Source organism: Mammaliicoccus sciuri (genome assembly GCF_025561425.1).
Taxonomy (GTDB): domain Bacteria; phylum Bacillota; class Bacilli; order Staphylococcales; family Staphylococcaceae; genus Mammaliicoccus; species Mammaliicoccus sciuri_A.
Map to the genome: position 1 here is coordinate 1587309 of NZ_CP094824.1, position 22784 is coordinate 1610092.

Annotated in this window: 21 protein-coding genes and 1 pseudogene; 4 read left to right on the top strand and 18 right to left on the bottom strand. The window is 32.1% G+C overall.

Annotation, left to right across the window (positions count from 1 at the left end):
* Positions 1–10: 10 nt before the first annotated feature.
* The 10 genes from MUA60_RS08225 to MUA60_RS08270 form a co-directional block, all read right to left on the bottom strand.
* Entirely contained in the window at positions 11–1264 is a 1254-nt protein-coding gene (locus MUA60_RS08225) for an aminoacyltransferase (RefSeq protein ID WP_262647847.1), read from the bottom strand.
* A gap of 145 nt (positions 1265–1409) precedes the next feature.
* Positions 1410–2069 carry a type 1 glutamine amidotransferase domain-containing protein gene (locus MUA60_RS08230; protein WP_262647848.1) on the bottom strand — a complete coding sequence of 220 codons (660 nt, stop codon included), beginning with the start codon at positions 2067–2069 and terminating at the stop codon, positions 1410–1412.
* 80 nt (positions 2070–2149) lie between these two features.
* Positions 2150–2881 (bottom strand): tryptophan synthase subunit alpha, encoded by a 732-nt coding sequence (trpA, locus tag MUA60_RS08235; RefSeq protein WP_262647849.1) that lies wholly within the window; start codon positions 2879–2881, stop codon positions 2150–2152.
* Positions 2874–4091, bottom strand: a complete 1218-nt coding sequence (trpB, locus tag MUA60_RS08240; protein ID WP_103361024.1) for a tryptophan synthase subunit beta — start codon at positions 4089–4091, stop codon at positions 2874–2876. Before trpB ends, trpA begins: the two co-directional genes overlap by 8 nt.
* 5 nt (positions 4092–4096) lie before the next feature.
* Positions 4097–4714 (bottom strand): phosphoribosylanthranilate isomerase, encoded by a 618-nt coding sequence (locus tag MUA60_RS08245; protein ID WP_262647850.1) that lies wholly within the window; start codon positions 4712–4714, stop codon positions 4097–4099.
* A complete protein-coding gene (gene trpC / locus MUA60_RS08250; protein WP_262647851.1) occupies positions 4704–5498 on the bottom strand; it encodes an indole-3-glycerol phosphate synthase TrpC in 795 nt (264 codons plus the stop codon). The genes MUA60_RS08245 and trpC overlap by 11 nt, the downstream gene beginning before the upstream one ends.
* Complete coding sequence (gene trpD / locus MUA60_RS08255; protein ID WP_262647852.1) at positions 5482–6498, bottom strand: anthranilate phosphoribosyltransferase; 1017 nt, start codon at positions 6496–6498, stop codon at positions 5482–5484. Before trpD ends, trpC begins: the two co-directional genes overlap by 17 nt.
* A complete protein-coding gene (locus MUA60_RS08260) occupies positions 6464–7060 on the bottom strand; it encodes an anthranilate synthase component II (RefSeq protein ID WP_262647853.1) in 597 nt (198 codons plus the stop codon). Before MUA60_RS08260 ends, trpD begins: the two co-directional genes overlap by 35 nt.
* The gene (locus tag MUA60_RS08265; RefSeq protein ID WP_262647854.1) at positions 7057–8460 is read right to left on the bottom strand and encodes an anthranilate synthase component I; all 1404 of its coding nucleotides are present in this window, start codon (positions 8458–8460) and stop codon (positions 7057–7059) included. Before MUA60_RS08265 ends, MUA60_RS08260 begins: the two co-directional genes overlap by 4 nt.
* A gap of 506 nt (positions 8461–8966) precedes the next feature.
* On the bottom strand, positions 8967–10013 hold the full coding sequence (locus MUA60_RS08270; RefSeq protein WP_262647855.1) for a M42 family metallopeptidase: 1047 nt from the start codon (positions 10011–10013) through the stop codon (positions 8967–8969).
* Between the two features lie 113 nt (positions 10014–10126).
* On the opposite strand from MUA60_RS08270, the gene MUA60_RS08275 reads away from it, so the two are divergent.
* Entirely contained in the window at positions 10127–11218 is a 1092-nt protein-coding gene (locus MUA60_RS08275; RefSeq protein ID WP_262647856.1) for a prephenate dehydrogenase, read from the top strand.
* A 215-nt stretch (positions 11219–11433) separates the two neighbouring features.
* Here the strand turns inward: MUA60_RS08275 and MUA60_RS08280 are convergent.
* Together MUA60_RS08280 and MUA60_RS08285 are read right to left on the bottom strand one after the other, a co-directional pair.
* Positions 11434–12159 (bottom strand): annotated as a pseudogene (locus MUA60_RS08280) (DUF3169 family protein).
* The gene (locus MUA60_RS08285) at positions 12156–12359 is read right to left on the bottom strand and encodes a helix-turn-helix transcriptional regulator (protein ID WP_262647857.1); all 204 of its coding nucleotides are present in this window, start codon (positions 12357–12359) and stop codon (positions 12156–12158) included. Before MUA60_RS08285 ends, MUA60_RS08280 begins: the two are co-directional and overlap by 4 nt.
* Positions 12360–12564: 205 nt before the next feature.
* Here MUA60_RS08285 and MUA60_RS08290 point away from each other — a divergent pair, with 205 nt between their 5' ends.
* Positions 12565–14079 (top strand): Na+/H+ antiporter NhaC family protein, encoded by a 1515-nt coding sequence (locus tag MUA60_RS08290; protein ID WP_262647858.1) that lies wholly within the window; start codon positions 12565–12567, stop codon positions 14077–14079.
* Positions 14080–14110: 31 nt separating this feature from the next.
* On the opposite strand, the gene MUA60_RS08295 is transcribed toward MUA60_RS08290, so the two are convergent.
* Positions 14111–15247 carry a glycerate kinase gene (locus MUA60_RS08295; RefSeq protein ID WP_262647859.1) on the bottom strand — a complete coding sequence of 379 codons (1137 nt, stop codon included), beginning with the start codon at positions 15245–15247 and terminating at the stop codon, positions 14111–14113.
* Between the two features lie 72 nt (positions 15248–15319).
* A complete protein-coding gene (locus MUA60_RS08300; protein ID WP_262647860.1) occupies positions 15320–16591 on the bottom strand; it encodes an SLC13 family permease in 1272 nt (423 codons plus the stop codon).
* 176 nt (positions 16592–16767) lie between these two features.
* On the opposite strand from MUA60_RS08300, the gene MUA60_RS08305 reads away from it, so the two are divergent.
* Together MUA60_RS08305 and MUA60_RS08310 are read left to right on the top strand one after the other, a co-directional pair.
* Positions 16768–17862 carry a tartrate dehydrogenase gene (locus tag MUA60_RS08305; RefSeq protein ID WP_262647861.1) on the top strand — a complete coding sequence of 365 codons (1095 nt, stop codon included), beginning with the start codon at positions 16768–16770 and terminating at the stop codon, positions 17860–17862.
* Positions 17863–17969: 107 nt separating this feature from the next.
* Positions 17970–18677 carry a GntR family transcriptional regulator gene (locus MUA60_RS08310; RefSeq protein ID WP_262647862.1) on the top strand — a complete coding sequence of 236 codons (708 nt, stop codon included), beginning with the start codon at positions 17970–17972 and terminating at the stop codon, positions 18675–18677.
* A 58-nt stretch (positions 18678–18735) separates the two neighbouring features.
* On the opposite strand, the gene MUA60_RS08315 is transcribed toward MUA60_RS08310, so the two are convergent.
* The 4 genes from MUA60_RS08315 to mqo all read right to left on the bottom strand — a co-directional run bounded on the left by MUA60_RS08315 (position 18736) and on the right by mqo (position 22638).
* Positions 18736–19146 (bottom strand): VOC family protein, encoded by a 411-nt coding sequence (locus MUA60_RS08315; protein ID WP_262647863.1) that lies wholly within the window; start codon positions 19144–19146, stop codon positions 18736–18738.
* A gap of 113 nt (positions 19147–19259) precedes the next feature.
* A complete protein-coding gene (locus tag MUA60_RS08320; protein WP_262647865.1) occupies positions 19260–20480 on the bottom strand; it encodes a Y-family DNA polymerase in 1221 nt (406 codons plus the stop codon).
* Between the two features lie 139 nt (positions 20481–20619).
* Positions 20620–21024, bottom strand: coding sequence for a sporulation protein (locus MUA60_RS08325; RefSeq protein WP_025905962.1), 405 nt, complete (start codon positions 21022–21024; stop codon positions 20620–20622).
* Between the two features lie 129 nt (positions 21025–21153).
* A complete protein-coding gene (gene mqo, locus MUA60_RS08330; RefSeq protein WP_262647867.1) occupies positions 21154–22638 on the bottom strand; it encodes a malate dehydrogenase (quinone) in 1485 nt (494 codons plus the stop codon).
* Between the last annotated feature and the right edge of the window lie 146 nt (positions 22639–22784).

Genomic DNA, 22784 nt, shown 5'->3' on the forward strand with positions numbered 1-22784 from the left:
TGAAAATCATTTATTTTTTTAATACTTTTTTTAGTGTTGTATACGCTTTGTACGCTGGTTTATTAATTGGTTTAACGAAATCACCAATATATTCATAAACATCTGCATTGTAACCTTTTTTAAATTTAATAACGCCAACATCAGGTGCATCTTCTGAGAAGTCTCCGCTGATACCATAGAAGTTATAACGGTCAATATTGTGATCTAATGCGTATTTAATCATTTCCCACTGAATTGCATAACTACCTGCAAAGTGACGATATTCATTAGATGAACCACCTGCATAATATACAACCTCAAATGGATTGATAATGAAGAAACCTGCTGCTATTGGTAATGTATCACCATGTTCTTGTTGTAATTGACGTGCTTCTTCTAATTTAGCTTCATTTGCTTCTCTTTGTTGTTTTAAGTTGTCTATTTTATTAATCGTTTTTTGATTATCTGGTTTCTTTTCTAAATCTTTTTCAGCTTTCGCAATATCTTTGTTGTATTGTTCATGGTCTTTTTCTAATTGTGGAATGTAAGTTTCAAAGTCTATATAAGCTAAAGGAATCTTTACATTTTCAAAGTATTTTAATCTGTTGTAATAGAAGTCATCACCGCGATCGTTGAAATCTTTCTTCTCTGTTGTATCTTCCATAAATTGACGGAATATTGGCATTTCATCTTTAGATAAGTAACGTACTTTAACACCATTTTTTTGAACTTTTTTAGTATTTCTTTTTCTCAAACTATCCATGTTCTTGATAAGTGTCTTTTCGTCCATGCCTTCTAAATTAAGTACAGAATGCCATCTAATTTGATGTATTGGGTGGAAACCAGTTGTGAAGCCTTGATGTTCATAGCCTAATGATTCAAATTGTTTAATTAAACCATCACGGTTGAATGATTTTTTAATATTGCCATCATGATCTCTTAGTTCATATGGCAAGTAAGGATCGATTCTAAAGAATAATCCTTTATAACTTTTTAAATAGCTCACGATTTCTTTAAAGAAAAAGTCAACAAGTTCTTTGTTATCATAATCCATTACTGGTCCTCTATTTGAGTAAAAGTAATTAAACTTCTTCATAACTGGTACACTTGTTAACAGACACGCAGCTAATACTTCACCTTGATTATCTTTGACCCCTACTAAATGTGTTGAAGTGCCTTCAGATGTTTTTAATTCATAATTACCTACTGCTTGTGTAAAATGCGCGTACGGCATTTTATTTGTAAAAGCTTCAAATTCACCAGTTGTTAAATTTGTAAATTTCATTTATACAATACTCCCAATCTCATTTTTATGTATTTGTTACAATTATACAATATTTTGTCTTTATTCTAAAATAATACTCATTACTATACCATTATTTCATAAATAAAAACCTACCGAATGGCAGGTTTTTATTTATATTGCTTAACTATTTTAATACATTTACAAATTTTTCGGCAACCTCTTCACTAGAATTCGGATTTTGTCCTGTGACAAATTTACCGTCTGCAACTGTATGCGATTCAAAGTCAGCACCTTTAACGAATCGAGCACCTTGCTTTTCAAGTTTTGTTTGTAGCAAGAATGGTACATCATTTTCTAAATTCATTGCTTTTTCTTCACTATCAGTAAAAGCAGTTAATTTAACACCATCCACTAAATAGTTCCCATTTGGAAGCTTAGCGCCAACAAATGCACTTGGACCGTGGCAAACTGCACCAATCACCTTATCGTTATTTCTATAATATGCTAGCATATCTTCCAAGTCTTCATTATTCGGAAAGTCAAATACTGTTCCATGACCACCAGGTAAGAAAATGCCATCATAACTCTCAAACACGATGTCTCTAATACTATATGTTTGTTGTAACTTTTCTAATACGTCATGATATTCTTTCGCTTCGTCATTTTGAGTTGAATTTGGATCTATCGGAACACTGCCACCTTTTACAGATGCAATATCCACTTCTAATCCATTTTTAATAAATACTTTATAAGGAATTGCTGCTTCTTCTAGCCATAACCCAGTTGGTTTTCCATCTTTAAATTGAGATGCATTTGTAACAACTATGAGAACTTTTTTGCTCATTAGAAACACTCCTTTTCATTTGTTAATGTCGATTATACATGAAGTGTGTTTCTATTTCTTCTATTAAGGGTTATGCTTTTTTATTCTTCATCTAAAGCTTTTCTAATACTTTGTAAATACGCTTGAGTTTGTTCTGTTGAATCATTTTTTAATCTTTTAACAATTTCACTACCAATTACAATCCCATCACTAAATGACTTTATTTCTTTAGCATGTTCTTCAGTTCTAATACCAAATCCACAAACAACAGGTACATTAGCGTGTTGTTGTATAAATTTAATTTTATCTTTTAAAGATTCATGGAAACCACGGCCATCACCAGTCGTTGCATTCATTGTCACTGTGTAAATAAAGCCTTCTGCATGCTCAGCTATTTGCTTAATTCGTTCATCACTAGAAGTCATCGCAATTAAAGAAATTAATTTAATGTTTTTAGGCTGTAAATGTTTTTTAAATCTTTGTCCAAGTTCAAATGGTAAATCTGGAATGATTAAACCGTAAACGTTTGCTTCAGCAATTCGTTCTATAAAAGCGTCGACACCGTATGCATCAATTAAATTATAATAAGTCATAAATAAATATGATGTATTGATTTCATCTTTATGTTCGATCAGTTGATCAATAATTTTATTAACAGACATCCCTTGTTTAATCGCTTCTTGTCCAGCCGCCATAATCGTTGGGCCATCAGCAACAGGATCTGAGAAAGGTAAACCAATTTCTATATAATCTGCGCCATTTTCGTCCATAAGTTTGACTGAATCTATAAAATCTTTGTTTCCCATGACATATGGTATAAATAATTTACGCATGATGATCCCCCTTCTCTTGCATATACTTTCTAATTGTTTCCATGTCTTTATCTCCTCTACCAGAAACCGTCACAACAATAATTTCATCTTTATCCATTGTTGGCGCTAGTTTCTCGACGTAACTCAATGCATGAGCACTTTCAATAGCTGGAATAATACCTTCTAATTGTGTAAATTTAATAAGCGCATCCATCGCTTCAGTATCACTTGCATTCGGATATTGAACACGCCCAATATTGTTATAATAACTATGTTCCGGACCTACACCTGGATAATCTAATCCTGCAGAAATAGAGTGCGCAAGCTCGACTTGTCCATTTTCATCTTGAATTAAATACATTCTAGAACCATGTAACACGCCTGGTTTCCCTTTTTCAATAGCTAAAGCGTGTTTAGTGGTATCTACACCTTCACCAGCAGCTTCAACGCCGTATAATTTAACAGATTCATCATTTACAAATGGATAGAATGTACCAATTGCATTTGAACCGCCACCTATACATGCAACGACTGCATCTGGTAATCGAGATTCTTTCTCTAATATTTGTTTCTTAATTTCTTTACCAATCACACTTTGTAAATCTCTTACGATAGTTGGGAATGGATGAGGACCTAACGCTGATCCAAGTAAATAATGTGTATCTTCAACATGTGAAACCCAATATTGTAAAGCTTTGTTTACTGCATCAGATAATGTACCTTGTCCGTCTGTTACAGGTACAACTTTAGCGCCTAACAATTCCATTCTGAATACATTTAATGCTTGTCTTTCAATATCTTCTTCACCCATAAATACGATAAGTTCCATATCAAACAGTGCTGCAATTGTTGCACTTGCTACACCGTGTTGACCGGCTCCAGTTTCAGCAACGAGCTTTCTTTTACCCATTTTCTTAGCAATAAGTGCTTGTCCTAATGCGTTATTGATTTTGTGAGCACCAGTATGATTTAAATCTTCTCTTTTTAAGTATATTTTTGCGCCGCCAAGTGCTTCTGTATAACGCTCAGCATATGTCAAAGGTGTCTCTCTACCTACATAATCTTTTAAATAAGCATTTAATGTTTTATGAAATTCCGGATCATTTTTTAATTGTTGATACGTATCGTTTAATTCTTGTATAGCTGGCATTAATGTTTCTGGTACATATTGTCCACCAAATTCACCGAAAAATCCTAATTCATCTGCTTCTAATTGTATATTTTTATTCAATTCAATCATTCCTTTACATATGTTAGTAATGCTTTAATTTTCTCTTTATCTTTTTGTCCGTTCGTTTCAATTCCACTTGATATGTCATAACCATTATGATTAAAGTTTAATGATTCGATTTGTTTAATTTTATCTATATTAATACCACCAGCAATTAAATACGGAATATTGTTTAATGCATTTAATATGGACCAATCATAAGATACCCCAGTACCACCATAATCTTTTGAAGGCGTATCGATTAAAAATAAATCTATATCATTTTTAAAAGTTTCTATATTAGTAAGTAATTGATCATTAGCAGGTAAAGCTTTATAAATCTTAATATGCGGATACTTTTCTTTAACCTCTTGTATAAATGACACAGATTCATCACCATGAAATTGTAGTGTATTAATAGAAGTTTCTTGAATAAGTTGATCAATTTCTACCATTGTTAAATTCACAACAACAGCTACGATATCAATCGTTTGGGGAATGTCTTTACTTAATGACTTTATTTCTTCAACAGATACATAACGTTTACTTTTTGGATACGTGATAAATCCAATTGCATCGACATGATACAATACAGCTGTTTCGATAGCTTCTTTATCTTGAAAGCCACAACATTTAATAAACATGTTGCTCACCTTGTTTTTCTAGTCGTAAACTTGGTAAAAATTCATCTAAGTGTGGATGTTTCATTAATGACTCCCCAATTAATGCGCCATCAATACCACTACCGATAATACTTTTCACATCATCTAAAGTACGAATACCACTTTCAGAAATGTATGTTACACCTGGTTTAATTTGTGTTAAGATCTCATTCGTATGTTTAACGTCTGTGACAAATCTTTTTAAGTCACGATTATTAACGCCAATTAACTGTGCACCAATTTCGTGTGCGATATCGAGTTCCTCTTTATCATGTACTTCGACAAGTACTTCTAAACCTTTTTCTGTCGCATATGCGTATAACGTTTCGAGTTCTTCTTTTGATAAAATATTCACGATTAATAATACGATTGAGGCACCAACATGATGCGCTAAGTCAATTTGTCTTTTATCAATAATAAAATCTTTACATAATACAGGTAATGTCGTCTTAGTTGTTAAACTTTGTAATCTTTCATAACTGCCATCGAAATATTTTTCATCCGTTAATATTGATATAGCAGATGCACCGTGTTGTTCATATAGTTTTATTTGAGTAGCCATATCTCGTTTCGGAATATCTGATACTGTAGGACTTTTTGCTTTTAATTCAGCAATAATATTTAATTTATTATCATGCTGTGTACGACTTAAGAAAGATGTTTTATGTTGAACATCCACTTTTTCCAATGTATTTAATTTTTGTTCATAATATTGATCATTTAGTAATGTTTTTTTATATTCTACAATCTCATCCAATATTGTCATAAACTTTGCCTCCTACAGCTTCTAATGTATTTAATGCATGTTTCTCATCTATTAAAGATTCTGCTAACGTAATACCTTCTTTGATAGAGTCTACTTTTTGACCTGTATATAACGCTAACGCAGCATTTAATACAACGACATCTCTTTTAGGACCATGATCTTGTCCTGTTAAAATATCTAAAGTAATGACTTTGTTTTCTTCAGGTGTTCCACCTTTTAATGATTCGTTAGGCGCTGATTGTAATCCGTAGTCTTCAGCATTTACAGTGTAATGTTTAATACCTTCATCTTGAGATACTTCATATATAATGTTGTCACCAGATAAAGTAGCTTCGTCCATGCCACCTGCACCATGTACGATAATGGCACGTTTTCTTCCTAATTTATAAATTGCTTCAGCAATAATTTTAAGTTTCGTTTCATCATAAACACCCATCACTTGGTAATCTAAATGATATGGGTGAATCATTGGTCCAAGTAAATTAAATGTTGTCGGTGTTGGTATTGATTTACGAACAGGTTGTACAGTTTTCATAATCGGATACGTTTCCGTTGCACTTAAAAATGCTAAATTTGTTTCGTTTACTTTTTCTGTCGCTTGTTTAATAGGTGTTGTTTGTATATTTAAAGCAGATAAGATATCAATGCTACCTGTTTTAGATGTAATACTTTTATTACCATGTTTCAAAACTTTTAAGCCAGCTGCCGCAACAACAAATGAAGCGGTTGTTGAAATATTAAAGCTGCCAGAATGGTCACCACCTGTGCCACAAACACAAATACTATTTTCTAAATAAGGTCTTTCTTTATATGTTGTTTCGATTAAACTTTGACTTAAGTTCGATAATTCATCTGATGTTTCACCTTTCATACTTAATGCTACTAAATGTGCAACCTTTAATGATACATCTGCTTGTTCATCCATCATTAAATCTACAAATGATTTCATTTCTTGTTGCGATAAATCATGATACTGAATGAGTTGTTTTAATGTGTTCATAATTTGCACCTTCCTTTGTTATGCCGATAAAAGCTTTTATAATTTCATTTCCATGATCTGAAGCAAATGATTCAGGATGAAATTGTACTCCGAAATGTGGTTTTATTTTATGTTCAAATGATTGTATGGAATCCTTCGTTCTTACTGTAATTTTTAAAGTGTTAGGAAATGTTTTTTCATCACTAATTAACGAGTGATATCTCATAATATTAAAATGCTGCTCGCATTCTTGATATAATTTCGAAGTTTCGATAATATCAATTTGATCGACTTTACCGTGCTTAACTTCTTTACCTACGACAACTTCTCCACCGTAATATGTCGTTAATGCTTGAGCGCCTAAACAAATACCTAATATCGGTTTATCTTTATAAGCTGTTATTAAATTTTTTAAGTCTTCTGTATCATTAGGATGACCAGGTCCTGGAGATATTACCAATCCATCAATATTTAAATTGAATGGAGCCTCATCTGGATGATAGATCACGACATCATCATGTTGCTTAATTAAATCTACTAAGTTGTATGTGAATGAATCATAATTATCAATTACTAGTATCATGGTGTAACCTCCAATAAACTTTTTGCTTTGATCATCGTTTCTTTTAATTCTTTTTGTGGGTTTGAATCATATACAACACCGCATCCAGCTTCTACATTTACATATTCGTTATCTACAACCATCGTTCTAATAGTTAAAGCAAAATCTAAATCGTGGTTGCAGTTAATATAGCCAACACCACCAGCGTATATACCGCGTTTTCTTTTTCTGCTTTCATAAATTCTTGTAATTGCTCTCGTCTTAGGTGCACCGGATACTGTTCCTGCTGGTAATAAAGCTGTAATCATTTGAAGCGGTGTAATGTTTGGTCTAATTTTACCTTCGACGATTGAGACGATATGCATAACATGTTCAAATCTTTCAACAGTCATTAACTTAGGCATATATACTGAACCTGTTTGTGCAATCATATTTAAATCATTTCTTCCAAGATCGACAAGCATGCGATGTTCAGCTAATTCTTTTTCATCTGTAATCAGTGCAATTTCATTTTGTTTATCTTCTTCTTCTGTTTGACCTCGTTTGTTTGTACCTGCTATTGGATTCGTTGTAATGATGTCACCTTGTTTCTTAATGAAACTTTCTGGTGAAGAACCGATGATCGTTCTTTCTTCATCGTCAATGTAATACATATATGGACTTGGGTTTTGTCTTTTTAAGTTTTTATAAATTTGAAGTTTCAATGTATCTTTATGTTGTTCGTTAAAGTAATGTTTATATTTATAAATTCTTGAAGGTACGACTTGGAACATATCACCTTTACTAATCAGTGATTTATAATATTCGACTTCTTGCATGAAATCTTCTTCACTTATATTTGTTTCAAGTTCACCTCTTAATGTATGATCAATTTTATTTTGAAATAGTGAAATATCTTTTAATGTTTCAATCATATTATTAAGTTCTTGCTCAACTTCTTCTTCCGTAATCTGACTAAAAAGATTAGATGCGATAACAAACAATTCTTCTTTAAAATGATCAAATACGTATACAGATTCAACGAGATTAAATGAAGCGTCAGGAATATCTGATTGCAATTCAATTTGCTTAAGTAATTTATTTTGATATCTTATTAAATCGAAACTACAATACCCGATCATGCCAGATACAAATGGTAAATGTGTTAACGCCTCTGGAACTTCGTCAACTTTCATATTATTGATGAAATCTTCTAGTGATTCATATGGGCGCTCATTTACAAGTTGCACTTCTTCATTTATGAATATTTGTAAATAATCATCATATAAATTCACTTTTCCAACTGCATCGAAAGCTACAATCGAAAATCTACCTTTCATTTGATCTGTACTTGCACTTTCTAAAAGCATTTTCTTTCGATTTATTTGTCCTAAAGTTTCTGGGGTAATATCAGCATTTAACTTTTTAAATTTAATAATCATCTTAATCCTCCTTAATAAAAAAACCGCGCATAAACATCCTAATCAAACAGGACGCTTATGCGCGGTACCACCTTAATTAATAAGTATATAACTTATTCGCTCATTCAATATTTAATTATGTCGACATGGCCCCCATTTCTAAATTAAACTGTGTTAGTTTACATCAACCACTAACTTTCTGTTTGCTACAGGCTTTAATTTATACTTATAACCACTGATTTAGGTATACAAAAAGACACCACAGTATACGCTATCTGTAAGGACGCGTTACCGTGGTGCCACCTTAGTTAACATTGAATTTCATGTTCACTCTAAATTTCATTTAATTGATAATTTGAAAGCCCAATTCTCTCATTGTGTGTAGTGCTAATTTACATCAACCATTAGCTTTCTATTTGCTACTATCAACACGAGATACTCATCTTTCAAATTCCGAATGATTTCTTCGGATTAATTAAATATCACTATACGAGAATAAATTTTAAATGTCAACCCTTAAATTCTGATTAGTTTTTAATTTCTGATAAACAATAAGCTCTTAATAACTTTTCACTTTCAAGAATAGAATCTTCATGTGTGCGTTCTAAAGCATGTGAAGATTCAATACCTGCACCGAATAATCCATGTCTAATATCTGCTCCAGCATGTAAAGCAGCAGAAGCATCAGAACCATAATAAGGATATATATCTAATTTATATTGAATATCATTTTCTTTACATAAATTGACTAAATGATTTCTCAAACCTACATGATATGGACCTGAAGCATCTTTTACACAAATAGATACTGTGTATTCATCAGAAGCTTGCCCATCTCCTAATGCGCCCATATCAAATGCGATAAATTCTACAACTTTATCTGAAATACTTGAATTTGCACCATATCCAATTTCCTCATTGTTTGAAATATAAAATTGTGTCGTATGTGGAAGTTCGACATTTTCTTCTTTAAGATATTTTAAAAATTGTAAAATCATCGCAACACTCGCTTTATCATCAAGGTGTCGAGATTTAACAAATCCTGATTCTGTATGTACAAATCTTGGATCGAAACTCACAGCATCTCCAATTTCAATACCTAATGCTCTTGTATCTTCTGGATTAAATGTCTTTTCATCTAATCTGACTTCCATATGTTCGGCATTTCGTGGAATTTCTGTATTATTTTTATAAACATGGACACTTGTTTCATGTAAACAAATGGTACCTGTTATTTCTTTTCCACTTTGCGTAGTGATGGTACAATATTCCCCTTCAATCGCATTCCAACTAAATCCCCCAATTAAATCTAGTTGCAATCTACCATCTTCTTTAATATCTTTAACAATTGCACCTAATGTGTCAACGTGTGCTGTAATCAGACGTTGTGCATCATCATTTTTTCCTGGTACGTTGATAAATAAGCCGCCTTTGTGTGTTACACTCGTATCATAATTTAATGATTCAGCAACTTTTCTACAATATTCAACTGCTGGATCAGCAAATCCCGATGGACTATTAATGTAAACAAGTTCTTTAATTGTATTGATCGTTTCTTTTACGTTAATTGTCATATTACCACTCCTTATACATTTATTATCATTCTATACTTTTAAAAAAATAAATCAATAACACTTGCTTTCACACACTAACTTACTTTAAACTATTAAAGTATTGGAGGGATTTTATGCAACGCGTATTTATAGTTGGACTAGGATTAATAGGTGGGAGTTTAATACAAAATATTAAATTTTATCATCCCAATTTACATATAACAGGTTACGATTATTTTGAAAAACATTCAGAAATCGCATTATCAATGAAAATTATAGATGAAATCGCAACAGACTTTGATTCTAGTGCAAGTCAAGCAGATTTAATTATATTAGCCACACCCGTACAACAATCTATCGAGTATGGTAAGCGTTTATTAGAAATTGATACTAAACCAGGATTAATCGTTACCGATACAGGTAGTACGAAATTAGGATTAAGTTCACTTGAATCACAATTATTAGAACAAGATATACATTTAATCGGTGGACATCCAATGGCAGGTAGCCATAAGTCAGGTGTCACAAATTCTAAAAAACATTTATTCGAGAATGCTTATTATGTATTGATATATGACCAAGAAGAAAATGAAGCGGCTTATAGTGAAGCCAAACATTTGCTAGAACCTACTAAAGCAAAATTCATCAAAATGTCAGCAAAAGAACATGACTATGTAACAGGCGTCGTCAGTCATTTTCCACATGTCATCGCATCAAGTTTAATTCATATGAACGAAGAAAACACACAAATATCCGAATATGTCAGAACACTAGCAGCAGGCGGTTTCCGTGACATCACACGAATCGCGAGCAGTAATGCAGATATGTGGCGTGACATCACATTAGAAAATAAAGAACATCTTGTCACACTTATGGAAAATTGGATCGAACAAATGACACATACGAAAGAAATGATTGAAGAAGGAAATCCAGCATTAATTCATGATTTTTATCAATCAGCCAAAACATATAGAGACCAACTCCCTATTAAAGAACAAGGTGCCCTAACTTCAACATTCGATTTATATGTTGATATCCCAGATAAACCAGGTATGATCAGTGAAGTAACAAGAATACTCGGTCAAAATCACATATCAATAACAAATATCCGAATATTAGAAGTAAGAGAAGACATTATGGGTGCATTGAGACTAAGTTTCAAATCAAGCACAGATAGAGATCGCGCAATAGAAGCCTTACAATCATTTGATACGTATACATTGTAATATTGAATATCGAGATTAGGAAAAAAGCCAAGAGATTTAAGGTCTCTTGGCTTTGTTTTGCGTATAACTCACATTTTTTACGATTTCGTGAGTTTACTGCCTTCTTAACTCACATCCTCCTTCATTCAAACAAAAAACTGCCCATAAGGTACTGCACCCCTAAAGTTAGAGTAAAAAAACTAACTTTAGGGGGTCACTACCTAATAGGCAGTTTTTTATATTGATTCTGATACTTTTTTAGAGTAATACATTGTGTTGACTAAATATAAAATAATTAATAATGACACACTAAAGAATTGATTATTGTTTGAAGATATTGAGAATATTGATGATAATGCTATACATCCGATTATTAATTGTTGGTTCAGTGTATAAGTTTTTTGTAATGCAATTAATGTAATATATTGTTCTCCACTATCCATCATATCAATTATTTTTTCATTTAATTTTTTATCTCCTGCTTTAGGATAGTTTCGCTCTGGGTATAATTTTCTCAATTTAGATAAATGCATATAAGATATTGGTGCTGTTGCTATTAATGAAATCATCGCAATTAATAATGACATCATACTTGGTTCTTTTGTTAAATTAATGACGATATTTAGTATTGTTAGTGCTATTGTCATAATGATACCAAGCAAAATGGGTGGTTAAATTAATGTTTTTTCTAACTGTATTTCTATTTCATCTTCATTTTCTGGATTTGTTTCAAATTTTCTATATTTTCCAGCTTTTTTATAAACGTTTAATAAAATGATAAATAAAATGATTAATACAATTGCTAGTATAATGGCTGTAATATCAGTTTGCACAGTTGTAAGTTCAATTTCTAAAAAGTCATGTCCTTTTTTAAAAATACTTGTGAGTAAGCCACCTACTAGACCACCGATCAGCATATATAAGATTAAGTTACCAATTAACATAATTTTATTCTTTTTCATAATTCATCCTTCTCGAATATGAAAACATCTTCAACATTTTCTTTGAGTATTCTTGCTATTCTAACAGCAGTCAATACAGATGGCATAAAGTTATTCCGTTCTATCAAAGAAACTGTTTGTCTTGAAATACCTGCTCTTTTAGCCAATTCAGTTTGGTTAAATCCTTCCCGAGCTCTTAACTCTTTTACCCTATTTCTCATTTGACCACCACCTATATTTATAATATACATAATTATAGTCGAAATGACAACTATGCTTGTCATTTTGTTATATATAATTGTCACAAATTCTTCGCATAAGAATACATATCATTGTTAATTTATTAAAAAGATATTTACTTATCTATAATTATATGTGAAGATTAAATAATTACATATTTCAGAATATTTTGAAGGGGGTATTTTTATGGATCATTTTGGCTTTTGGTCGATTATTCCTCCAATTATAGCCATCATTATGGTATTACTTACGAGAAGTGTTATTGTTTCATTATTTTTAGGATTATTTTCAGGCATACTCTTGTTAACGAGTTTTCATCCAATTTCTTCTTTAAAAAAATTATTCGGAGATTATTTGTATAGCACAGTTGCGGATGAATATAATGCTGGAATTCTTATTTTATTAGTGTTTATCGGTGGCTTTGTTGCATTACTTGAGAACTCAGGTGGTGCTATGGCATTTGCGAATCGATTTATATCCGGTGCGAAAAGTCGTATCAAAATCCAACTTGCTGCTTGGTTCAGTGGTATTATTATATTCTTTTCTGAAATGGGTACACCTTTAATTGTTGGACCAATTTATGAAAGTTTATTTGATAAAGCGAAGATTTCTCGAGAAAAATTAGCTTGGATTATTGATTCAACTGCATCGCCAGTTTCAGTAATGGTACCGTTTATTGGTTGGGGCGTTTATATTATGGGGTTAATTGATACAGAATTTAAACGATTAAGTATAGATATGTCCTCATGGGATGCCTTTATGGTTTCATTACCCTACTTTATTTATCCAGTCCTTGCGGTATTAATCGTCCCTCTTATTATTTTATTAAAATTAGATTTCGGACCCATGAAATCAGCTGAGAATCGAATAATGAATACTGGTCAAATTTATTGGGACAATGCGAAACCATTAAGAGAAATTGTGGAAGTCGATAAAGATGTTGAAAATAAAAGTAAACCTATTTTAATTTGGTTACCTATCGTCATCTTAATTGTTTCATTGTTTACATTATTAGCACCAAAAGGCTTTCCATTCCAAAGTGTGGAAGGTAAAGATTTCAGAATTGCTTTAAGTTTATCCTATTTCTTTGCAGCAATTTCTATTATCTTATTAATGTTATTTTATAAAGTTAAAACAATTAGCCAATCATTAAATATTTATACTTCTGGTATGAAAAACATGACAGATATTTTAGTTATTTTAGTATTAGCTTGGTCATTAGGCGGTGTATTAGACAAATTAGGAACGGCTAACTATATCGTTCAAGTCATCGATGGCACGATACCACCTGCTATAGTACCTGCTTTAATATTCCTAGTTGGAGCTTGTATGTCTTTCGCAAACGGAACTTCTTGGGGGACATTTGCAATTATGTTACCCCTCGCAATTCCATTAGGGTATCATTTAGACATTCCGTTAGCAGTTTGTATTGGAGCTGTTATTTCTGGAGGTATCTTCGGTGATCATAGTTCTCCAATATCAGATACGACCATATTATCATCAACAGGTGCTGGTGCTGACCATAAAGATCACAACAAGACCCAAGTACCTATTGCAATTTTTAACGGTATCATAACAATAATTGCACTACTTATAACAAGTATGATTGATTTTAAATTCACACTTATTTTAGCTATCTTATTTATGGTTTGTAGTGTCTTTATTATTAATCAAGTCCAGAAATATCGGTATAATCATTAAAAAGAGGTGGGATTTTTTCCACCTCTTTTTATTATTTCCATTTGAGCGCTCTAAATATTTGTTCAGTTTTTTGTTCAATGAGTTTACCACCATTATTCATAGCTTCTTCTAAAGTCATAGGACCATTTGCAATACTAAATGCTGCAGTTAATCCTTGTTCATGAAGTGCTGATAATGGCATTTCAACCGTACCACCAATTGCAATAACAGGTATTTGATAAGATTTTGCAATTTGTGCAATTCCTGATATAACTTTACCACCAGAAGTTTGACCGTCAATTTTCCCTTCACCAGTGATAATCAAGTCTATTTCATTTTCTTCAATAATATCTTTAAAATTCACAAAATCTACTACAAGTTCGATACCTCTTTTTAATTCAGCATTTAATAATGCTAACATACCACCTGCTGATCCACCTGCAGCGCCAGCACCTTCTATATTGCTTATTTCTTTGCCGTTAAATGACTTAATAATATCTGCAAAATGAATAAATGATTGGTCTAGCCTCTCAACAATTTCTGGAGTTGCACCTTTTTGAGGACCAAATATATAACTTGCACCTTGTTTACCAACGAATGGATTCGTCACATCGCAAGCAATTTCAAATTTTACATCATGTATTTGTAACATCACATTTGATTCATTTATCGATTCAATTTGATGAATATGTTCTGCACCTAAAGGTATATCTACTCCATTTTTATCTAGAAATTGATAACCTAATGCTTGTAACAATCCAATACCCGCATCATTTGTAGCACTTCCACCTAAACATACAATAAAATGTTTAATACCTTTTTCAATCGCATCTTTAATAAGTAATCCAGTACCATAAGTAGTCGTATGTAATGGATTAAGTTCCTCTCGTTTAAGTAAATCAATACCTGAACTTGTTGCTAGTTCGATAATAGCTGTCTTTCCATCGCCAGTTATACCATAACTTGATTGTATAGATCTTGATAATGGATCTATACTATTAACTTCTACTACTGTTCCTTTAGTTGCTTGCACTAAATTAATCATCGTACCTTCTCCACCATCAGCCATTGGAAGAAGAAACGTTTTAGTATCAGGATCTACTGTTAAAATGCCACGTTCTATTGCTTGCGCAGCACTGAGTGCATCTATACTACCTTTAAAGGAATCTGGTGCAATTAATACTTTCATGAATAACGCCACCTTCTTAAGATTTCGTTCTATTTATATGTTACAGAAAAATTATAAAATTAACAGATTTAATTAATAAAATGGGAAGAATATTGGTAACAGAATCATCGAAACAATGATAGATAAAATAATAAGTGGGATACCCGCGATAGCATAGTCTTCAAACTTAAATCCTCCAAGACCATAAACCATTGTATTGGCAGGCATTCCAATCGGTGTCGCAAATGCTAATGAACCACCAATTACAGTCGCCATTAATACAGCGCTAGGATCTGCCCCCATAGCATTTGCAATAGAAATACTAATTGGAACTAATGATGCAGTTGTTGCCGTATTAGACATAAAATTCGTCATAGTAGCAGACAACACGAGTATAACAAATAATAATACATACGGTGATGGGTCTTTACCTAATGTACTCATTAATGAACTGGCTATTACCTTTCCTGCACCAGATACTTGAATAGCATTTGCTAAAGCAAGTGAACCTACAAATAACAGTATCGTATTCATATCTATTGATCTCATTGCCTTTTTCTCTGGAATAACTCTCGTTGCTATTAATACTAAAGCGCCAATCCATGCAGAAACATGCAACTCAATACCTATTTGCTGTTCGAAAATCATTGCAATAACGGTTAAAATCAATACACCTAAAGACATAACTTGTTTCCATTTTGGAACTTTTGAATAGTCAACTTCTTGGGCATATATTGAATCTTCTTCAAGCTCGACTTCTTCTCTTTTTGGTAATAATTTATGTCCAATTAAAGTGAAATATATTATACCGATAATCAGAATTGGTAACCCTACTTTTGCATATTCAAAAAATCCAAATCCGTCACCTATTTGTTTTAGCTCTGATTGTGCAATCATGTTACCAGGTGTACCAATTAAACTTAAGTTACCACCCATCGCAGCTGCAAAAACTAATGGTAATAGTAAAGTAGATCTTGAGAAACTGGATTTCGCTGCGATACCAATTACAACTGGTATTAAAACTGCTGCTGTACCTGTATTAGAAAGTATCCCTGACATTAAACCAGTTATTAACATAACAGAAATAATTAATTGTCTTTCAGTTTTAGCAAACTTAGTGACGATTCCCCCTATTTTTTGAGCCATTCCTGTTTCGAAAAACGCACCGCCAACAATAAACATAGCCATAAATAATAGCACATTACTATCGACAAATCCTGCAAAGGCTTCTTCAGGTTTAAGTACGCCTGTAATGACTAATCCAATTGCGACGATCATCGCAGTTACTGCTAACGGTATCTTTTCCCAAGCAAACATAACTATTGCAAACACTAAAAATATTAAAGTAATTATTGAACTATCCATACTAAACACCCCTTATTTCAAAATTTGATAGCGTTTTCATTTCAATCATCGTACATTAATGTATACATTAAGTCAATAAATTAGTGAAATATTTTTCTTTTTAGGTTATATATTGACATTAACGTATACATTATTTAATAATGGATGTATCACAAAGAAACAGGAGGTTATTTATCATGTCACAACAAAAAACATTTAAAATTGCTGTCATTCCAGGTGATGGTATTGGTAAAGAAGTTATTAACGAAGGGGTTCGAGTATTAGATCATTTAGCAGAGCAATCCAATAATCAATTTTCATTTGATTTTGATTACTTCCCTTGGGGATGTGAATACTATTTAGAAAATGGTCGCATGATGGCTGAAGATGGATTAGAAACATTAAAAGACTATGATGCTATATACTTTGGAGCCGTTGGTTTCCCGAATGTCCCTGACCATATTAGTTTATGGGGCTTGAGAATCGCTATATGTCAAGGTTTTGACCAGTGGGCAAATATTCGTCCAGTTGAATTTTTACCAGGTGTTCAAAGTAAATTAAATCATCCTGATGTTGAATCTTTAAATTGGGTACTCATTCGTGAAAATTCTGAAGGTGAATATTCAGGTGTTGGTGGTCGTAACTTTACTGGTAGAGGTGAAGGAAATGAAGTAGCCGTTCAATCTTCTTTATTTACTGAAAAAGGCTGTGAACGTGTAATTAGATATGCTTTTGAAACTACAAAAAAACGCAAACGTAAAAAAGTAACAAGTGTTACTAAAAGTAATGCGCAACAATATGGGATGGTATTATGGGATGATGTATTTAAACGCGTGAGCAAAGAATATCCTGATGTTGAAACTGATCAATGGTTAGTTGATGCTATGGCTGCAAACTTTGTGTTACATCCAGAAGATTTAGAAGTCGTAGTTGCATCTAACTTATTAGCAGATATATTATCTGACTTAGGTAGTGCATTAGCAGGCAGTTTAGGTATTGCAGCAAGTGCAAACTTAAATCCAGATCGTCGTTATCCAAGTATGTTTGAATCAGTACATGGTTCTGCACCGGATATTGCAGGTAAAGGTATCGCAAACCCTATTGGAGCTATTGGTAGTGCAGCATTAATGTTAGATCATTTAGGATTAAAAGAAGAAGCAAATCAAGTTAATGAAGCTATTAAAAAAGCGACAGGTTCTGGCGCACTTACAATAGATATAGGTGGTAATACAACAACTAAAGAAATGGCAGATTCAATAATTGAGAATTTACATTCGAATGTGAAACAATAATTTTATTCGTAATCATTTTATATAACCGCACGTCTTTCTGTTATAATGAGAGAAACTCATTTTAAGAAAGACGTGTTTTTTTATTATTTGAATGAGGAGGATACGACATGTCAGAAGAACAGCAAATTGAGTATGATTCTTTAAAAGGAAAACTTCTAGACATCGCTAAACAGTTAGATGAACAGCGATTACCTATTCGTGCTTATCATATATTACGTATTGCGATTAAAAATTTAATTCTCGAGCCTGGTCAAACAATTTTAGAAAGAGAAATTGCTGAAGCTTTGGAAATGAGTCGTACACCTATTAGAGAAGCTTTAGTAAGATTACAAACTGAAGGATTACTAACTTTAATTCCGAGGCGTGGCTTTCATATCAATCCGATAAAAAAGCATGATTTGAAGGAAATTTATGAAATCACTGAAACATTAGATGGTTTGGCAGTAGAATTAGCGACAACTAAAGTGACAGAAGAAAATATAGAACATTTAAAGCATTTAATTGTATTACAGCAAGAACAACTTGAACAGAATAATTTATACGAATGGTCTATATTAGATGATCAATTCCATGCGGATTTAATTAGTTTTGCTAATAATACTCGCTTAAGTAGCGTTATTAATATACATGCAGACCAATTATTTAGAGCTAGACTATTTACGATCAATGATCGACCTGTTCCGTATCAATCTATCGTTGAACATAAAGCCATTATTGCATGCATAGAAGCGAAGGATAAGCATGCAGCACGATTAGCAATGCAATCTCACAGAAAAAGATCGTGGGGAGAAATTGTTAATTCATTAAATGACTAGATTAAAAAACCATAAACTTTACTCAAATATTGTTTATGGTTTTTCTTTATACTTTATTTTATTGATGAGTATACGTTAAATCCCAACTGATACCAAATTTATCAACTACTTTTGCATATGTCTGACCCCAGAATGTTTGTCCAAGTTCCATTTGAACTTGTCCATCTTCTTTAAAGATATTATAAACTTCATTAATTTGTTCTTCTGTTTCAAATTCTAAAACAATATATATATTGTGATTCTTATGAAGTGAATCATCATTTGGTATATCAGAAAACATAAATAAATGACCATTAACTTCTAATTGTGCATGTATAATTCTATTAGGATCTTCGGAGGCATCTACACCTGCGTCACCATAAGTTTGTGATTCTCTTACGCTTCCATCTAAGGCTTCACTATAAAACGCTAACGCTTCTTCGCAAGTTCCGTTAAAGTAAAGATAAGGTGTAACTTGTTTAATCACCATGCACCACTCCCCGTATTTGATTGTTAATCAAAATAAGTATATAAATGTGCAAAGAGTTTGTCAAATATTAATAATATTTACATTTTAAACACAAAATGATTATTTATTATATTTCAGTTATGATTAATTAGATGATGATTACTTTCTTCTTGTCTACTATATGAGTTATTGACACTCATTTCATTAGTAAGCAACACTAATGCTTCATCACGTTCTCGCTCAAATGTATCTATAAATAAATTCAGTTCACGAGCTCGTTCTGGCACGAGTTGTGTTAGTGAAATACTTAATGCTGAATACTTCTCCTGCTTATCACTTAACTGTTCTGTAAAACTCCAGATTACTCTAAATATATCCATCGTAATATTCGTGCCGTCTTTTAAAGTGTAAGATTTAGAGATTGTATTGGCATTACTTTTCAGTGAAAAAGCAATTGTCTTAACTAATAAATTTCTAGATCTTAATTGTTTCGTTAATCGTTCCACTTGTTGAAGAATGATTTCTTTCATCTCATAATATTGGTATTGTTTTTCAAGCGCGACTTCACATTTAATGTCTGGATTATAAATTCTATGTGTTTCACGTACGATATTAGTATCTATACCATTACTGATTAAATTCAATTCCTTACCCATAGCGCCATATAATTGCGTTAATTTATTAACTGGATAGCGCGCTAAGTCTCCAACAGTATATAAACCAAGTTCATTTAGTTCATTTTCTAACCGATCATTTATCCCCCACACTTTATGCAATGGATGTATCGGCCACACTTTATCTCTTATATCGCTATAATTTAATAATCCAATTAATTGTTCATGTTGGTAAGACTCATTATCTAAAGCCAACTTGCTTAACAACATGTTTGGTCCAATACCTATATGACAATTCAATTGCGTTTCCTGTTCTATTTCAGTTCGGATCCTTGCAGCAAATTCAATTGGACTATCACAATATTGCTTATAATAATCTGTCACATCAATAAAAATGTCATCTACACGCTGTTGTTGGATATCTTCTGCATGTACATATTTAAGTAATACTTTATAAATAGCATTTGCATAGTTTATATACTGTTTCATATTTGGATTGATGATAAAGATATCATTTCTATGTGGTATTTCAAATAGTCTTGAACCAGTCTTGATTCCTAATTCTTGTAACGGCTCAGTAGCAGAAATAACGATAGCTCCTTGCCTTTTCGTATCAGAAATAACAGCTAATTTATATTCATTTGGGTTAATACCTTTAGAAACACATGACACATTTGCAAAAAAATTATGATGACTTAAACATAAAATATATCTCTCTTGGAAATCACTGTAATTGTACATCACATCACCTCCCAGAACATTTGTTTGTATTATTATATACGAACACGTGTTCTATTTCAAGAGATTTATTTATCAAAATAAAAAAGTCCTACAAAGCATTAACCTCTTATAGGTCAACTTTGTAAGACTTCGTTATAAGTTATCTTACTATACTTAATTTTTCTTCGTCGTCAGCGCCAATTGACTGATCAATATGAACATGTGTCTTTAAAAATATTTCTTCTGGCTCACCTTTGAATTCAATTTGTTCTAATTTAAATTCAAATTCGTATTCTTGATGGTCTTTTTTCTTGATCAAGAAGGATTGATTAACTTTATGCTTATGCAATTCATAATCAAATTCCGAAAAATCACTATCCTCATTTTGATTATTGACACGTTCAATAAGTGACAATTCAATATATTTAACTTCTAAATCACATGAACCACCTTTAAATATTACTTTACCTTTAATGGGCTCTTCTTCATTAAAAGTCATCTTTTCTAAACGCGTATCGATTGTTAGATTACCGACACCTATAGAGGTAAGTAACTTTTCAAACATAATACAAATCCCCCTTAATCTTCATTAAAGATAGTTTAACTCGATTAAACTAAAATTTAAAGTGATTAAAGAGGATTTTTTAATTATAATTGATAATTTTTTTAACAAACGTCAATTTTCAACATAAACTTACTTATATAAACCTAATGCTTTCGAAGTTGATGTATTAATTTCATTAAATAAATCTGGATTATCAGATAAGTTTGTTCTAAATGAAGGAATCATTTGTTTAATTTTATCTTCCCAGTTTACAAATTCATTAGGGAAACATTTTTCAAGTAACTGCAACATAACATGTACAGCAGTAGAAGCACCTGGAGACGCACCTAATAACGCAGAAATAGAGCCATCTTCACTTGTTACAAGTTCAGTACCAAATTGTAATGTACCCTTGCCGCCTTCTTTTGTATCTTTAATGACTTGTACACGTTGACCAGCGATTACGATATCCCAATCTTCTAACTTAGCAGTCGGTATAAATTCTTTTAGTTCTTCTAAACGCTTTTCATCTGACAATAAGACTTGTTCTACTAAATATTTCGTTAATCCCATTTCTTTTAAACCAGCTGATAACATCGTAAAGATATTATTCGGTTTCACTGAACCAAATAAATCTAAGTTAGAGCCAGTTTTTAAGAATTTAGGTGAGAATCCAGCAAATGGTCCAAATAATAATGAACGTTTACCTTCAATATATCTCGTATCTAAATGCGGCACAGACATAGGTGGCGCACCAACTTTTGCTTTACCGTATACTTTAGCATCGTGTTTAGCAATAATTTCTTCGTTATTACATACCATAAATAAACCACTAACTGGGAAACCTCCAATATTAGAAGCTTCCTTAATACCTGTCTTTTGTAATAATGGTAAACTACCGCCACCAGCACCGATAAACACAAATTGAGTATTGTGATATTCAACCTTTTTAGTTTCGGCATTATAAATCTTTAATTGCCATGAATCGTCCTCATTTATGCGAATATTCTGAACAGAATGATTGTAATTCAACTCAACACCCTGGTCTTTTAAGTCACTTAATAATGAGCGTGTTAAATTCCCAAAATTTACATCTGTACCAGATTCAATTTTAGTTGCGGCAATTCTTTCATCTTTAGAACGACCTTCCATCATAAGCGGCATCCAATGCTTTAACGTTTCAAAATTATCTGTAAACGTCATACCATTGAATAATGGATTTTTTGATAACGCATCACATCTATTTTTCAAAAATTGTACATTTTTGTCTCCATACACAAAACTCATATGTGGTACAGGACGAATAAATGATTGTGGATCTGTTAAACTACCTTTGTTTACTAAATATGTCCAAAATTGCTTTGATAATTGAAACTGTTCATTTATTTGAATAGCTTTATCAATATTAACTGAACCATCCGCCTCTTCTTTAGTGTAATTCAATTCACATAATGCTGAATGACCAGTTCCGGCGTTATTCCATTCATTAGAACTTTCTTCAGCAGGTTTTGATAATTTTTCAAATAATTTAATTTCTAAGTTTGGTGATAATTCTTTAAGCATTGTACCTAAAGTAGCACTCATAATGCCTCCACCAATTAATATTACATCTGTTTTCTTATGTAAAGCATTCATAATTAACTACAGAGCCCCTTTCAATATTAACCATTTCGACTAAATATATGTATTACTACTATTATAAACCTTATGCTTTCATTTAAAAAGTGACAACAAGTGCACAATGTGTAATAAGTTAATATTATTATTAAGTTACATTAAAA